This is a genomic window from Snodgrassella sp. W6238H11 (assembly GCF_016100525.1).
Lineage (GTDB): Bacteria > Pseudomonadota > Gammaproteobacteria > Burkholderiales > Neisseriaceae > Snodgrassella > Snodgrassella alvi.
In genome coordinates this window covers 725,437-741,512 of the sequence record NZ_JACFSH010000001.1, presented here as the reverse complement: position 1 = coordinate 741,512, position 16,076 = coordinate 725,437, and the positions used below count along the sequence as shown (strand labels likewise).

The 16,076-nt window shown below is 41.1% G+C and carries 15 protein-coding genes; 12 read left to right on the top strand and 3 right to left on the bottom strand.

Annotated elements, in window-relative coordinates:
* The first annotated feature begins 77 nt into the window (after positions 1–77).
* On the top strand, positions 78–1,340 hold the full coding sequence (locus H3V00_RS03320) for an MFS transporter (protein ID WP_025330819.1): 1,263 nt from the start codon (positions 78–80) through the stop codon (positions 1,338–1,340).
* Between the two features lie 105 nt (positions 1,341–1,445).
* Here the strand turns inward: H3V00_RS03320 and H3V00_RS03315 are convergent, their stop codons facing one another.
* The 3 genes from H3V00_RS03315 to aroA all read right to left on the bottom strand — a co-directional run bounded on the left by H3V00_RS03315 (position 1,446) and on the right by aroA (position 5,362).
* The gene (locus H3V00_RS03315; RefSeq protein ID WP_198206408.1) at positions 1,446–2,834 is read right to left on the bottom strand and encodes a phosphomannomutase/phosphoglucomutase; all 1,389 of its coding nucleotides are present in this window, start codon (positions 2,832–2,834) and stop codon (positions 1,446–1,448) included.
* A gap of 93 nt (positions 2,835–2,927) precedes the next feature.
* Positions 2,928–3,968 carry a Holliday junction branch migration DNA helicase RuvB gene (gene ruvB, locus H3V00_RS03310; RefSeq protein WP_025330817.1) on the bottom strand — a complete coding sequence of 347 codons (1,041 nt, stop codon included), beginning with the start codon at positions 3,966–3,968 and terminating at the stop codon, positions 2,928–2,930.
* Positions 3,969–4,048: 80 nt separating this feature from the next.
* Positions 4,049–5,362, bottom strand: a complete 1,314-nt coding sequence (gene aroA, locus H3V00_RS03305) for a 3-phosphoshikimate 1-carboxyvinyltransferase (protein WP_037395084.1) — start codon at positions 5,360–5,362, stop codon at positions 4,049–4,051.
* A 193-nt stretch (positions 5,363–5,555) separates the two neighbouring features.
* Here aroA and H3V00_RS03300 point away from each other — a divergent pair, with 193 nt between their 5' ends.
* The 11 genes from H3V00_RS03300 (at position 5,556) to ispG (ending at position 16,028) form a co-directional block, all read left to right on the top strand.
* Positions 5,556–6,173 carry a hypothetical protein gene (locus H3V00_RS03300; RefSeq protein WP_198206410.1) on the top strand — a complete coding sequence of 206 codons (618 nt, stop codon included), beginning with the start codon at positions 5,556–5,558 and terminating at the stop codon, positions 6,171–6,173.
* A gap of 173 nt (positions 6,174–6,346) precedes the next feature.
* Positions 6,347–7,021, top strand: a complete 675-nt coding sequence (gene cmk, locus H3V00_RS03295) for a (d)CMP kinase (RefSeq protein WP_198206412.1) — start codon at positions 6,347–6,349, stop codon at positions 7,019–7,021.
* A gap of 224 nt (positions 7,022–7,245) precedes the next feature.
* On the top strand, positions 7,246–8,931 hold the full coding sequence (gene rpsA / locus H3V00_RS03290) for a 30S ribosomal protein S1 (RefSeq protein ID WP_037395078.1): 1,686 nt from the start codon (positions 7,246–7,248) through the stop codon (positions 8,929–8,931).
* A gap of 6 nt (positions 8,932–8,937) precedes the next feature.
* Positions 8,938–9,255: an integration host factor subunit beta gene (locus H3V00_RS03285; RefSeq protein ID WP_037395076.1), complete on the top strand. Its 318-nt coding sequence runs from the start codon at positions 8,938–8,940 to the stop codon at positions 9,253–9,255.
* 147 nt (positions 9,256–9,402) lie between these two features.
* Positions 9,403–10,563: a cell division protein ZapE gene (zapE, locus tag H3V00_RS03280; protein WP_037395072.1), complete on the top strand. Its 1,161-nt coding sequence runs from the start codon at positions 9,403–9,405 to the stop codon at positions 10,561–10,563.
* Between the two features lie 88 nt (positions 10,564–10,651).
* Positions 10,652–11,077, top strand: a complete 426-nt coding sequence (gene ndk / locus H3V00_RS03275; protein WP_037395070.1) for a nucleoside-diphosphate kinase — start codon at positions 10,652–10,654, stop codon at positions 11,075–11,077.
* Between the two features lie 78 nt (positions 11,078–11,155).
* Positions 11,156–11,917: a hypothetical protein gene (locus H3V00_RS03270; RefSeq protein ID WP_198206414.1), complete on the top strand. Its 762-nt coding sequence runs from the start codon at positions 11,156–11,158 to the stop codon at positions 11,915–11,917.
* Between the two features lie 99 nt (positions 11,918–12,016).
* Positions 12,017–13,099 (top strand): 23S rRNA (adenine(2503)-C(2))-methyltransferase RlmN, encoded by a 1,083-nt coding sequence (rlmN, locus tag H3V00_RS03265; protein WP_198206415.1) that lies wholly within the window; start codon positions 12,017–12,019, stop codon positions 13,097–13,099.
* Positions 13,100–13,103: 4 nt separating this feature from the next.
* A complete protein-coding gene (gene pilW / locus H3V00_RS03260) occupies positions 13,104–13,868 on the top strand; it encodes a type IV pilus biogenesis/stability protein PilW (protein ID WP_037395066.1) in 765 nt (254 codons plus the stop codon).
* A complete protein-coding gene (locus tag H3V00_RS03255) occupies positions 13,868–14,758 on the top strand; it encodes a RodZ domain-containing protein (RefSeq protein ID WP_198206416.1) in 891 nt (296 codons plus the stop codon). Before pilW ends, H3V00_RS03255 begins: the two co-directional genes overlap by 1 nt.
* 1 nt (position 14,759) lies before the next feature.
* Positions 14,760–16,028 (top strand): flavodoxin-dependent (E)-4-hydroxy-3-methylbut-2-enyl-diphosphate synthase, encoded by a 1,269-nt coding sequence (ispG, locus tag H3V00_RS03250; protein WP_198206417.1) that lies wholly within the window; start codon positions 14,760–14,762, stop codon positions 16,026–16,028.
* Positions 16,029–16,076 lie beyond the last annotated feature (48 nt).

Genomic DNA, 16,076 nt, shown 5'->3' with positions numbered 1-16,076 from the left:
TATTGTGTACGTAACACGGGTTTTGTTAGAATGATTTTGTGATATTTCATTCGGAATTAAACGAAAGCGAGTACGCTATGAATCATAAATCCAATATGTCAGTTTCTCCACCAAATGCTGATCAATCCAGTGCATTAAATAAAACGTTTATAATTGCCTGGTTTATTTGTGCCATTTTTTATTTTGTACAATATGCATTGCGCTCGGCCCCAAGTATTATGCAGGCTGAAATTATAGACACTTTGCATATTTCTAAAGTTGAAATGGCTGGCATTATCGGTCTGTATTTTTATTCATATGCTTTCTTTGCGCTGGTATCAGGTGTGATGCTGGATCGTATCGGGCCGCGTTTTACTGCCTCGTTGGGTATTATTTTAGTTGCTATTGGTTGCGTACTATTCTGTTCCGGAACAGTTATTACTGCTCAATTCGGTCGATTCCTGCAAGGTGCAGGCTCCGGGCTTGCTTTTACCAGCGCGGTATTTCTGGCCACACGCGGTTTTCCGAAAAAATGGCTGGCAACTGCTGTCGGTATGACTCAGTGTTTCGGTATGCTTGGCGGATTTATGGGACAAGCTGTTGTATCGCCGATTATTAAAAATCAGGTGCTGACATGGCAGATGTTCTGGATAGTGGCTGCTGGTATACTGGTTGTAGTTTTCTTTGGCTCAGTGTTATCTACACCACGTACTCGTGAAGGTAAAATTGACTGGAGTGGTTTAAGCCATCCTTATATTGTGGTATTGAAAAATCCACAGTCTTACATTTGTGCTTTCATCGGTGCCATGATGTTCCTGCCTACCAATGTTGGTAATATTGCATGGGGAAATCAGTTTTTACAGGACGGACTGATTGCTAAAGATGATATAGCCTTACGTTTGGCAATGGTTCCGCTAGGCTGGGTAATTGGTTGTCCGATTTTAGGTTATTTATCTGATGTAATTGGTCGCCGTAAGCCAGTTGTGATGGGTAGCCTTATTGCTATGGGCATTACTGGTGGTTTTATTGTTTACTTGCCTGATGTTATGCCGCCTTTTGTGATGGGTTTATTATTCGGTATTGCTTCCGGTGCGGCAATGATTCCTTATACGATGATTAAAGAAGTGAATCCTGATGAAGTTAAAGGTACAGCTACTGGTGTGATTAACTTTTTCGTATTTGTGATTAGTGCAATTATGACCAATATGTTTAATATTCTGATTGATCATCTGACAAAAGCAGAAGGTCAGCTGAATTTGAAAGTTTTCCAAACTGCTGACTATGTTTTTGTAGGTGGTTTGATTCTTGCATTTATCATGACAATGTTTGTTCGTGAAACCGGCAGTCAGGCTAAAAAATAATGTTTGAGCGGATATAATAATCGGCTTTAAATTTAAAACGGCTACTTTATGTAGCCGTTTACTTTTATATATTCTAAGTCAGAAAATTATTGGACTGAAGAAAATTCAGTCCCAGTTTAAGTCCGGATTTTGAGCAATAACTGCTTTGAACTGAGCAATAATATCATCTAAAGCCTGCTGATTATCAGCTTCAAAGCGTAATACCAGCACTGGTGTTGTATTGGAAGCTCTCATCAGGCCGAATCCATCTTTAAATTCCACACGCAGTCCGTCTATAGTGATGCGCTCAATCTCATTTTCAAAATGTGCATTTTGTGCCAGACTGGAAATAATTTCATGTCCGGTTTGTCCGGCTGGAACAGCAATATTCAGTTCTGGTGTAGAAACTCCTTCAGGTAAATCATTCAAAACAGCAGAAGGATTCTTATGTCTGGATAAAATTTCCAGCATACGTGCGCCGGCATATAATCCATCGTCAAAGCCTAGCCAGCGTTCTTTGAAGAATACGTGACCACTCATTTCACCGGCTAATAATGCATTGTGTTCTTTGATTGCTGCTTTGATAAAACTGTGACCAGTTTTGCTCATGATAGCTTCGCCACCATGCTGTTCAATCCAGGGTTTTAATAATCTGGTGGATTTTACATCATAGATAATTTTTGCTTGCGGATTGCGTGCGAGAACATCAGCAGCAAAAAGCATTAGCTGACGGTCAGGATAGATAATCCGTCCATCTTTTGTTACAACACCAAGACGGTCACCATCTCCATCAAAAGCTAGTCCGATTTCGGCATCGTTTTTTTGCAATACCTGAATTAAATCCTGTAAATTGGCGGGTTTAGCCGGGTCAGGATGATGATTGGGAAAATTGCCATCTACTTCGCAAAATAATTCCTGTACTTCACAGCCCAGAGCGCGATATAAATCGCCGGCATAGGCTCCAGCCACACCGTTTCCGGCATCAATAACAATTTTCATTGGTCGCCGGAGCTGAACATGATTAGTTATATAATTAATATATTCTGATGCAATAGGTAAGGAAACAACATTACCAGTATGTTCAGATTGAGCGGCAAGCTCGTCGGATTCGATAATTTTACGTAAAGCCTGAATATCATCTCCAGCCAGAGTAGTACCCGCCAGCATCATTTTAAAACCATTATAGTTAGGCGGATTGTGACTGCCTGTAATCATGATGCCGCTACCTTGGCAATGTTCAACAGCTGCAAAATACAGCATTGGTGTGGCAACCATACCTATATCGAGTACATTGATACCGCAGGCAGTGATGCCCTGAATCAGACTTGTTGCCAGAATCGGGCCGGATAAACGGCCGTCACGTCCTATTGCAATCTGATCAACTCCTTTGCTGAGGGCTATTGTGGCAATAGCACGGCCAATCAGTTCGGCAGTATCTTTATTCAGTGAAACATCTACGATGCCGCGGATATCATATGCTTTGAATATGCCGGCATCTATCTGTTTGGTATTCATGTGTTTTTTTCCTTGTTTGTTCCTGTATTTGGATCGAGGTATGTTTATATTTTATTGGTATTTGAAGATAAAACCGGAATATTGGTGCAATAATTAAGCTTTATTGCCGGGTGTGGGTAAACCAAAATGACTATAACTTAATTCAGTGGCCATGCGTCCTCGCGGCGTGCGCTGTAAGAATCCTTGCTGAATTAAATAAGGCTCGATAACATCTTCGATGGTATCAGTTGATTCACCAATTGCTGCGGCAATATTATCCAAGCCGACAGGTCCGCCTGAAAATTTGTATAAAATTGCTTCCAGATATTTACAGTCCATAACATCCAGTCCGGACTGGTCAATATCCAGCATTTTTAAAGCCGCATCTGCTGTAACAGCATTTATTTCACCCTGATGTTTTACTTCTGCATAATCTCGTACGCGTCTGAGCAGACGATTAGCGATACGCGGTGTGCCGCGACTGCGTCTGGCTATTTCTGCCGCTCCGGTATTATCAATTTTGAGTTGCAGAAGCTGAGCCGATCGGCTCACAATCGTAGTTAAATCTGCATTATTATAAAATTCCAGACGTGAAACTATACCGAAACGATCTCGCAATGGGTTTGTTAACATGCCGGCGCGTGTAGTTGCTCCGACCAGAGTAAATGGCGGAAGATCGATTTTAACTGAACGCGCAGCGGGTCCTTCACCAATCATGATATCCAGCTGATAATCTTCAAGTGCCGGATACAATATCTCTTCTACTACAGGATTCAGCCGGTGAATTTCATCAATGAAAAGTACATCATGCGGTTCCAGATTGGTAAGCAGTGCGGCCAGATCGCCTGCGCGTTCGAGTACAGGTCCCGATGTCTGACGTAAATTGACGCCAAGTTCATGAGCAATAATATGTGCCAGAGTGGTTTTACCAAGTCCCGGAGGACCAAACAATAAAGTATGATCCAGAGCTTCGTGCCGTATTTTTGCTGCCTGAATGAATATTGAAAGCTGCTCTTTGGATTTGTGCTGACCTATATAATCTGATAACGCACGCGGACGCAGAGCTCGTTCGAGTAGCTCTTCCTGTGCTGAAGCTGTCTGCGGGCTGATGACGCGTTGTGGCTGTGCGCCTGATAGTTGGTCTGTTTGTAACATGAGTAAATAAAAAAATAAATTATATCAATATTGAACTGAAACCTGAGTAAATAGAAAACAGACTAAGTAAAGTTATGATTTTAAACAGGTGTGCACATGCTGGCAAAAACCTGAAAATATTCAGGAAAGGTTTTATTGACACACTGCGGATCATCAATATAAACAGGTGTTCCCAGTAAACTGATAAGTGAAAAACACATGGCCATTCTGTGGTCATCATAAGTGCTAATATGAATATCTGAATGTAATTTTGCCGGTGGTGTAATGCTGATGCTGTCTTCAGTCTCTAATACTGTGGCACCTAATTTACGTAATTCACAAGCCATGGCATTGATTCGATCAGTTTCTTTAACACGCCAGCTGGCAATATTGCGAATATGACAGGTACTTTTGCTGGCGAGAGCGACGATAGCCAGTGTCATAGCTGCGTCAGGGATATTATTAGCATCAATATCAAAAGGTAGGATGTTCTGATGTGGTGCACGGGATATTTCAATAAATTGTTTACCCCAGTGTACAGTTGCTCCGATTTTTTCAAGCTCTTGCACAAATGCTACATCACCTTGAATACTTTGATTGTCTATACCATTGACACGAATAGGTTTTCCTGAAATCAGACCGGCAGCAAGAAAGTAGGAAGCACTGGATGCATCTCCTTCCACATAAATTTGAGCCGGAGCATGGTAACGTTGTCCTGCATTCAGTCTGAATGTCTGATAATGATCATGTTCAACGTCTACTCCAAACTGTTTGAGCAGATTCAGAGTAATTGCGATATAAGGTTTAGAAATTAATTCACCTGTAACTTCGATAGTATACTTTTTACCTGTTAATGGTAGAGCAATGAGTAATGCAGTTAAAAACTGGCTGGAAACATTACCTTTAACACTAATATGATCAGTATTCTGTTGCCGGATTTCATGAATTTGTAATGGCGGAAAGCCGTTTTGTCCTTTATACTCAATCTCGGCGCCTGTCATTCGCAATGCATTAACCAAATCGCCGATAGGACGTTCATGCATACGATTTACACCATGTAAATAATATTCACCGCCTGTTATCGCCAGTACTGCTGTTAATGGTCTGAATGCAGTACCTGCATTACCAAGAAATAAATCAGCTTTCTGTTTAGGGAATTTACCCTGACAACCATATATTCTGATATTTAAACCAGAGTTAGTACTGTTTACGGGAAGATGTTCAACTCTAACGCCAAGTGTTTTCAGTGCTTCCAGCATATAGCGGGTGTCATCTGAATCAAGTAAATCATAAATTTCACTGACATTATCCGCCAATGCAGCAAGGAGTAAGGTGCGGTTGCTGATACTTTTGGAGCCGGGCAGATTAATACTGGCAGGATGACAGGTACAGGCTTTTAAATGCAAGGTCTTCATGTATAAATTGGTAAATTTGAAGTATTTGATTGAAAGTTTATCAGTTAATTGTACTGTGGGATATGCATATCAATCGCAAACAGGATAAATATACATAAAATCGGGAACCATGAAGGAGTATAATTTAGCTGAGCAGCAGTAATATTGGTTATAATAGCAAATATATTAATATATTAATTTAGTAAGTATAAATATGAATTTTGATTGGCGCTGGTCTATACCCAGTACAGTTTGGTTATTAATGATACTGGCTGTTCCTTTTGTTCAGCAATTACATATCAATCCTGACTGGGTATCCTATGTAGAAAATACACAAACCATTTTTCTGCTATTTTGTTTTTTATTTACTTTACTTTCAACTTTATGCAGTGGTTTAAAAGGAAAAGAAAAAGCATTCTGGCTCTGGGCATCATTATGGTGGCTGGTATTGCTGGGTCGTGATCAGAACTGGGGCAGGCAAACTTTTTCCGGATATTCTCATGCTGTGTATCATGGAATTGCTGCTGTACTGATTTTAGGTCTGATTTTAATGTTGCTGTGGCCGCGGCTGCGTGCAGGAATCCAATATTATTATCATCAGCCGTTTCCTGTATGGAATTTCCTTTTGGCTTCAGCCGGCTTTCTGCTGGCTGATGCAATTGAGCGTGGTCGCTGGATTGCACAGTTTATTTTGTTAAATCCGGTTTATGATGATATGCTTGAAGAATTGTATGAATGTCCGTTTATGCTTGCATTATTTACTGTCTCTGCAGTATTGCAATGGCGAACAATTATGCAGAAGAAAAGATCTTTAAAGCAGGTTAAGGTGTAATATTTTATTGATACAGATAAAAATTGAGCCATCAGAGTTTGCTAACCAGTCTGATGGCTCATTAGTTTTTGATATAAATGATATCAGTTTGTGTTTAGAACGAATTTTCTGATATATAAATATAATTCAGGACAATCTATAAGGCTGAAAAGAGCTTGTTAAAAGGTACTAATATGGTTGCAATACAATCAGAACCGCGATTAAAGGTAATTGCAATTGATGGTCCCAGTGCATCTGGAAAAGGAACGGTAGCAGCACGGGTAGCGACTATTTTGTCCAGAGATTATCTGGATTCCGGGGCGCTTTATCGATTAACTGCATTATATGCGCAGCAACGGAATATAAACTGGCATAATGAACATGATGTGGCTGCTCTCGCACAAGAACTTCCGGTAGTTTTCAAGAATGATTCGATCATTCTGAATGGTGAGGATGTAACATCAGCTATACGGACAGAAAGTATTGGCATGGGTGCATCAGCTATTGCGGCACTGCCTGAAGTACGGACTGCATTGTTACAACGTCAGCGAGATTTTTTAACTCCAAGAGGACTGGTTGCTGACGGAAGAGATATGGCTTCTGTTGTTTTTCCGCAAGCCGAACTCAAAATATTTCTTACAGCCAGTGCGCAAGTACGGGCGCAGCGGCGGGCTTTGCAGTTAGGGTTGGCTGTTGATGGTCCGGATTTTGTGCAAATTCTTACTGATATTGAAAAACGTGATCAGGCGGATCGTCAGCGTACTGTGGCACCGCTTAAGCCAGTGAGTGATGCAAAAATTTTAGACACTTCTTCTCTTAATATTGAAGAAAGTGTGAAAAAAGTACTTGATTGGTATCGAAAAATCTAAAATTAGGTTATAATTAAGCTTTTTGTACTAGCATTCTTAGCATTTTAATATTTGAAAATGTTTGAATTTTGTACTAAATAATTGTTTTACATGTTTTTATGCTGACAGGCTTGTAATGGATGTCAGCAGTAATTATATGGTTTGACTGGCACAGTCAGGGTGTGCCGGTTTTGATTAACTAACTTTTGTATCCCCTGACGATACCTGTTTGAGAACATAAATATATGACTATGGAAAATTTTGCCCAGTTGCTGGAAGAAAGTTTCACCTTGCAAGAGATGAATCCCGGCGAAGTCATCACCGCAGAAGTTGTTGCCATAGACAATAATTTCGTCACTGTGAATGCCGGTCTGAAGTCAGAATCTCTGATTGATGTGAGCGAGTTCAAAAATGCAGCGGGCGAGATTGAAGTTAAGGTTGGCGATTTTGTCACCGTAACTATTGAATCTGTGGAAAACGGTTTTGGTGAAACCAAGCTGTCACGTGAAAAAGCCAAACGTGCTGCTGACTGGATCAAGCTGGAAGAAGCCATGGAAAATGGTGAAATTCTGTCTGGCGTGATTAATGGTAAGGTTAAAGGCGGACTGACTGTGATGATTAACAGTATCCGCGCATTCCTGCCTGGTTCACTGGTTGATGTACGTCCGGTTAAAGATACTTCTCACTTTGAAGGCAAGGAAATTGAATTCAAGGTAATTAAACTGGATAAACGCCGTAACAATGTTGTGGTTTCACGCCGTGCTGTTCTGGAAGAAACTCTTGGTGAAGAACGCAAAGCCTTGCTGGAAAACCTGAAAGAAGGTTCAGTAGTAAAAGGTATTGTGAAAAACATTACCGATTACGGTGCTTTCGTTGATCTGGGTGGTATCGACGGTCTGCTGCATATTACTGATCTGGCATGGCGCCGTGTTAAACATCCAAGCGAAGTGCTGGAAGTTGGTCAGGAAGTTGAAGCTAAAGTATTGAAATTTGATCAGGAACGCAGCCGCGTTTCTCTGGGCTTGAAACAGCTGGGTGAAGATCCGTGGAATGGTCTGGCCCGTCGTTATCCGCAGGGTACCCGTCTGTTTGGTAAAGTTACCAATCTGACTGATTATGGTGCATTTGTGGAAATCGAGCAGGGCATCGAAGGTCTGGTACACGTTTCTGAAATGGACTGGACTAATAAGAATGTTCATCCAAGCAAAGTAGTTCAGATGGGTGATGAAGTAGAAGTGATGATTCTTGAAATTGATGAAGATCGTCGCCGCATCTCTCTGGGTATGAAACAATGTCAGGCTAACCCATGGCAGGAATTCGAATCCAACCATGAAAAAGGCGATAAAATCAAAGGCGTTGTGAAATCCATTACTGACTTTGGTGTATTTGTCGGCTTGCCTGGCGGTATCGATGGTCTGGTTCATCTTTCTGATCTGTCATGGACAGACGGTGGCGAAGAAGCTGTACGTCAGTTCAAGAAGGGTGAAGAAGTTGAAGCTGTAGTTCTGGCCATTGATGTTGAAAAAGAACGTATTTCTCTGGGTGTAAAACAGCTGGCTGGCGATCCGTTCAGCAACTATGTCAGCGTAAATGACAAAGGCAGCATCGTAACCGGTAAAGTGAAATCACTGGATGCTAAAGGTGCTGTTATCGCATTGGCTGATGATGTTGAAGGCTATCTGCGCGCATCAGAAGTTTCAAATGATCGTGTTGAGGATATTCGCAATGTCCTGAAAGAAGGCGATGATGTTGAAGCTGTGATTACTACGGTAGATCGTAAAAATCGCAATATCAATCTGTCTATTAAAGCTAAGGATGCTCAGGAAAGCAGTGCTGCTATGCGTTCGTTGTCTACTAACAACAATGCTTCAGCCGGTACTACCAGCCTGGGTGATTTGTTAAAAGCTAAATTATCTGGTGAAAGCGAATAAGCGGTTATGACGAAGTCGGAATTAATGATTCGCCTGGCGGAATTATATACTGCTAATAATGATAGTACTGTATTAAATGCTAAGGACGTTGAGCAAAGTATTAAGATTCTTGTTGATACGATGACTCGAGCTTTAGCTAAAGGTCAGCGAATTGAAATTCGTGGATTTGGTAGCTTTGATTTAAATCACCGTCCAGCTCGTGTTGGACGTAATCCTAAAACAGGTGAAAAGGTGTCAGTACCGGAAAAATATGTACCGCACTTCAAACCTGGTAAGGAATTACGTGAACGTGTTGACAAAGCTCTCGTATCTAAAGATAAATAATTCTGTTTTATTTTAGATAGACGTTAACGCCGCAGTTTCTGCGGCGTATTTTTATTTTATGGTGGTCGGATGTTAAGTAGGTGTGCTAAGGTTACGTCTTTTAACTTTTGCTAAATACAATTCTGACATCTAGAAGAAATCAATTATATGACCACATCAGTCTTTGTTGCTCCCGAATTTAATAATCAAAGTCCTCTTACTTGGTATCAGGCTGCAGAACAGCAACCCGGATTTATACATGATGCAGCTCAGTTACGTGCAATTAAACAACTGGACAGACTCTGGACAGAGTTGATGATGTTCAAACGTAAACGAAACCGCTTTCTCGGGCGCAGTCTGCGTTCGCCGCGTGCACCGAAAGGTTTGTATATGTATGGCGGAGTCGGGCGTGGCAAAAGTTTTTTAATGGATGTTTTTTTTGGATGTTTACCATATCGGCGCAAACGCAGGGTACATTTCCATGCTTTTATGGCAGAAGTACAGGGACGATTAAAAGATCATCATAGTCAGACTAATCCATTAAGTGCAGTCGCACAGGATATTGCTCGTGAAGTAAGAGTGTTGTGTTTTGATGAATTTCATGTCAGTGATATTGCTGATGCCATGATTCTGGGAAGATTACTTGAGGGCTTATTTGAGCAGGGTGTGGTTATGGTGGCTACGTCCAATTACGCTCCGTCTGAGCTCTATCCGCAAGGTCAGAATCGTTCCAGCTTTTTGCCTACTATTGCACTAATTGAAAAAGAGCTGACTATTTTAAATGTAGATGGCGGTGAAGATTATCGAATGCGTACATTAAAACCCGCAGATATATTCTATATACCAGCAGATGCAAGTAGTGAACAAAAATTAACAGAGTTATTTCACAAAATTAATGGTGAACAGGAAATTACTGGCGGAGAAATTGAAATACTTGGGCGTAAATTACCGTACAAAGCAATTTCTGATACAACAATCTGGTTCGACTTCAATACATTATGCTGTGGTCCGCGCTCACAAAATGATTATCTGGAACTGGCAAAAAAATTTCGCGTATTAATTTTGTCAGACATACCCAAAATGGGATCTGGTCAGATGGCTGAAGCACGGCGGCTTACCTGGTTAATTGATGTTTTATATGATTATCGTATTAAGCTATGTGCCAGTTGCGAGGTCGCTATAGACGATATCTATACAGACGGCGATTTCGCCAACGAGTTTACTCGTACAGCCAGCCGTCTTACAGAAATGCGTTCAGAAGAATATTTAACTTTGCCTCATTTAACACTTGATAGTGAAAATGCAAGTATAGGAAAAGATATTAAATAAGACTGAATTTTGTTAAAATGACAAGATATGTTTTTTGAAGCAATTTTGCGGCAAAAAATTAGTATATTCAATATTTATGGAAACAAATATGACTATCGAGCGCACATTATCTATTGTTAAACCTGATGCAGTTGCTAAAAACGTTATCGGACAGATTTACAGCCGTTTTGAAAATAACGGGCTGAAAATTATTGCTGCTAAAATGAAACATTTGTCTCAAGCTGAGGCTGAAGGTTTTTATGCTGTTCATAAGGAACGTCCGTTTTTTGCAGATCTGGTAAGTTTTATGATTAGCGGACCAGTGATGATTCAGGTGCTGGAAGGTGAAAATGCAGTCGCCAAGAATCGAGAATTAATGGGTGCAACTAACCCTAAAGAAGCCGCTGCAGGCACAATTCGTGCTGATTTCGCTGATTCAATTGATGCCAATGCTGTTCATGGCTCAGATAGCCTTGAAAATGCAGCTATTGAAATTGCATATTTTTTTGCAGCCGATGAGCTATGCGCTCGTTAATACTGTAAATAAATTTACTGAACTTAGTCCACCTGTACAGGTGGACTAATTTGTATAAATACAAGTAGGAGAAATAAAATGTCTGATTTTTTTAATTTATCTGTTTTGAAATCGCTTCCGATTCAGAAATTTAATGAAACCAAACCATTTCCAAATCATTTGTTTAAAGAAATATTATTACCCGAAGCATTTAATGAATTGTATAACAATTTTCCTAGTCTGGATCTATTTGAAAAACATGTGAACAGACCGCGCGGGAAAAGCGGGCAGCGGCCTCATAATCGATACTATCTTGCATTTGAAAAGTCTATCTATCATAAAAATGATCAGTCCGGACTTGGCGTAACCAAAATTGAGCAGTTGCCAAATGTATGGCAGGAATTTGTACGTGAGGTACAAACATCGGAGCCTTATCTAGAATTTTTAAATCGTTATTTGAATCTTAATGAATATACTATTCGTTACGCATGGCATGTAGGTGAAACTGGTTCTGAAGTTTCACCTCACTGTGATAGTCTTGATAAAATCGGTACACACATTTTTTATTTCAATACTTCAGCCGACTGGGAAATTGAGTGGGGCGGTTCTATTTTAGCTCTTGGCGGTAAAAAAACAGATAAAACGAATCCTGATATCAGTGATTTTGAAACGATGGAAGGTTTTGATATCCGCGATAACAGCAGTTTTTTATTTAAAAATACTTCCGACGGATGGCATGCTACTGAAGTTTTGACTTGTCCTCCAAACCACTATCGTCGTTTATTTAATGTTATTGTTCAGAAAAAGAAAACAGAAACACCACTGAAAAAAATATGGCATTATCTGTCTGGTAAAAATTAAAGAATTGTATAGATTGTTGAATAAAGTTGTATTATCAGCATAATAGAATGACTGAAAACCAGTTATTACTATTTATTGCTTACTTAATGTATTACCCTGATGAAAACCAATTTGCTAAATTTTGACTTACCCGGTTTAACTGCCCATTTTGCTCAGATGGGAGAGAAGCCTTTTCGTGCCAGACAAGTGATGCGCTGGATGCACTTAGGCGGGATAGCCGATTTTACAGACATGACTGATCTGGCTAAATCTTTGCGTCATAAATTACTGGATAATGCTGAAGTGAAAGTACCGGATTTACTGATTGAGCAAAAGTCAGCTGATGGTACATGCAAATGGTTGCTTGATGTTGGTACTGGTAATGGTGTGGAAACGGTTTTTATTCCTGAAGATACCCGGGGTACGTTATGTATTTCTTCGCAAATAGGCTGTGCATTGGAATGCATGTTTTGCTCTACCGGCAGACAGGGTTTTAACCGCAATCTCACCACTGCAGAGATTATCGGGCAGTTATGGTGGGCTAACAAAGCCCTTGGTGTTACACCTAAGGATGAAAGAGTAATTTCCAATGTGGTTATGATGGGAATGGGCGAGCCATTAGCCAATTTTGATAATGTGGTGACAGCATTAAGTATCATGCTGGATGACCATGGCTATGGTTTATCACGTCGTCGTGTAACTGTGTCGACCTCTGGTATGGTACCCCAGATGGATCGCCTGAAAGAAGTTATGCCTGTAGCATTAGCTATTTCACTGCATGCTTCCAACGATCAGGTGCGTGATAAACTCATTCCATTGAATAAGAAATATCCGCTTAACCAGTTAATGGCTGCATGTCAGCGTTACTTGGTAAAAGCACCGCGTGATTTTATTACCTTTGAGTATATTATGCTGAAAGGCATTAATGATGCTCCCGAACATGCGCGTGAATTAATCGCTCTGGTTAAAGATGTGCCGTGTAAATTTAATCTGATACCGTTTAATCCGTTTACCAATTCGGGGTTTGATCGTTCAACAAATGAACGTATCCGTGTATTTCGTGAAATTTTGCAGGAAGCAGGTTTTGTAGTAACAGTCAGAAAAACCCGTGGTGATGATATTGATGCAGCATGTGGTCAGCTTGCGGGAAAAGTAAAAGACAAAACGCAGCGACAACAAAAGTGGCAACTTGTACAGGGATGATTCGATGAAAAAATTGGGGTTAGCTCTATTATGTGCACTGGTATTATCAGCCTGTGCTACTGAGACTATGAACAAAAAACCGACAGCGGCACAGCGAGCCAGAGAGGTTGCACAGATTAAAACTCAGCTGGCGGTAGAGTATTTGAAAAATCAAAATTACCGTCAGGCTGTTGAAGCGATTGATGAAGCGATAAAAAATAATAGTAGTTCACTTGATGCATGGTTGATACGAGCTCAGATATGGCAGTATTTAAAAGAACCGGCAAAAGCAGAAGAGAGTTTTCAGCGTGCTTTGTCATTAGCTTCAGATAGTGCGGAAGTAAATAATAACTATGGCTGGTTTGTGTGTGATGTTTTGAAAAAGCCGAATGCATCATTAGCTTATTTTGATAAGGCTTTGGCTGATCCGACTTATCCTACACCGGAAATTGCCCAGTTCAATAAAGGTATTTGCAGTAGTCGAATGGGGCAGTATCAGCTGGCCAACAGCTATTTTGAACGATCTTTGGCAGCTAATCCGAATTTTATTGCTGCAAAGAAAGAAATGGCACGTAATAATTTGCTGGCAGGTAATGCTTCGGATGCCAATTATCTGTTTAAGCAGTATCAGAGTCAGATAAATAACTTATCTGCTGATGATTTATTATTGGGGTGGAGAATTGCTAGATCTTTGGGTAATATGCAGGCCGCTTACGAATATGAAGCACAACTGCGTAATAATTTCCCTTATTCTGCTGAGTTAGAGCAGGTTTCTACAGGAAAATTCTAATGAATGAGCAAACCAAAAATCCCGAGTCCGGCCCAAATGCAGCAGTTACTCTGGGAACATTACTTTCACAGGCACGAAAACAGAAAGGACTGTCTGTAGGTGAAGTTGCCGAACGTTTAAAACTGCCGGCACGGCAAATTGAGGCAATGGAAAGCGGTAGCTATAAAGGTTTGCCAGAAGCTGTATTCATCAAAGGCTTTTTAAGCTCATATGCTCGTTTGCTCGAAGTAGATGAAAAAGAACTGAAGCAATATTTTCAGCAGATTTTTCCTGCTGCCAGTCATTTGTCAACTTCAGACAGTAATAAAGTCGTTTCTGCGGATCTTGATTTTAAAGGTAAGCCGCAGCGTCGTCATTTTCCACGCTGGCTGATTGTTGTATTGGTAGTAATTTTAATTAGTGCAGTGGTATATGCATGGCAGACTAAATCTACTTCTGAAAATGCCAGACAAACTGCTACAGCCGGTCAGGAAGTATCTGTGCAAACAGCTTCTATTAGTGATATCGCTGCCAGCAATATTCGTGTTGTACCGATGACGGACAATGAACACACCGGTTCCCAGCCTGTTACCGAAGTTACTGCAGCCAGTCAGTCTGCTGGTACAAGCAATACTACAGATACACAGGTTTCTCAGCCTGCTGTATCAGCTTCAGATACACTGGTAATAAAACTTGAAAACAGAAGCTGGTTGCAGGTAAGTGATAAAAATGGCAAGGTGCTCATCAGTCAGGTTGTAGATGCCGGTAGTACACATCAGTTTAGCGGGGCTGCTCCGTACAAAGTAATACTTGGTTATACCCCTGGTGCCAGTATCCGGTTTGCCGGCAAAGATATCGCTATTGAACAAAACAAGAAAAGAACCGCAGCAATGACGGTAGGTGGAAATTGAAATGACCTTGGCTGGAGTACGAAGGAAAACCCATCAGGTAAAAATTGATCATGTAGTTATCGGATCTGAAGCACCCGTCAGAGTACAGTCTATGACTAACACTGATACTGCTGATGCGGAACAAACAGCCATTCAGGTAAAAGCACTGGCAGAGGCCGGTTCCGAACTGGTTCGAATTACAGTTAACTCACCTCAGGCGGCGGCCAGAGTATCTGAAATTCGCCAGCGTCTGAATGACATGGGCTGTAATGTCCCCTTAGTTGGTGATTTTCATTTTAATGGCGATCGCCTGCTTAAAGATTATCCGGATTGTGCAACAGCACTTTCAAAATACCGGATTAACCCGGGTAATGTGGGTAAAGGTGTGAAGGGCGATGAAAAATTTGCTTTCATGATTCATACAGCAGCAGAGCACAATAAAGCTGTTCGCATCGGAGTAAACTGGGGCTCGCTGGATCAGGCTCTTGCTAAGCGCATGATGGACAATAATCTGGCTTTAGCAACTCCTCAGCCTGCAGAATCAGTTATGAAAGAAGCATTGATTGTTTCTGCACTGGAATCTGCGCAAAAGGCAGAAAGTCTTGGTTTACCGGCTGACCGGATTATATTGTCTTGTAAAGTATCTAATGTACAGGATTTAATAGAGGTTTATCATAACCTTGCTTCCCGTTGTATGTATCCGCTGCATCTTGGTTTAACCGAAGCAGGAATGGGGAGTAAAGGTATCGTAGCGTCTACTGCGGCTTTGGCTATTTTATTGCAACAGGGTATAGGTGATACCATTAGAGTATCGCTTACTCCTGAGCCGGGAAGTGCACGGACACAGGAAGTAGTGGTTGCTCAGGAAATCCTGCAAACCATGGGATTGCGTTCTTTTACGCCGCTGGTAACAGCATGTCCCGGATGCGGACGTACAACCAGTACCGTGTTTCAGGAACTGGCGCGGGATATTCAGCAGTATTTGCGTGAAAAAATGCCTGTATGGCGGCTGCAATATCCGGGCGTTGAAAATCTCAATGTAGCGGTTATGGGTTGTGTTGTTAACGGGCCTGGTGAAAGTAAACTCGCCGACATTGGCATATCTTTGCCCGGTACGGGTGAAACACCTGTTGCTCCTGTATATGTGGATGGCGAGCGCAAAACTACCTTAAAAGGCGAACATATGGCTGAAGAGTTTCTGGCCTTAGTAGAAGAATATATTCAGACCAATTATGGTGAGCAGGGTAAAAAGCGGGAAACAGCGAAAGTGATTCCGATTACGGCTTTATAAGATAAATATACTGTTATAGCTGTCAGCAGCTAATATAGTTTAATAGGG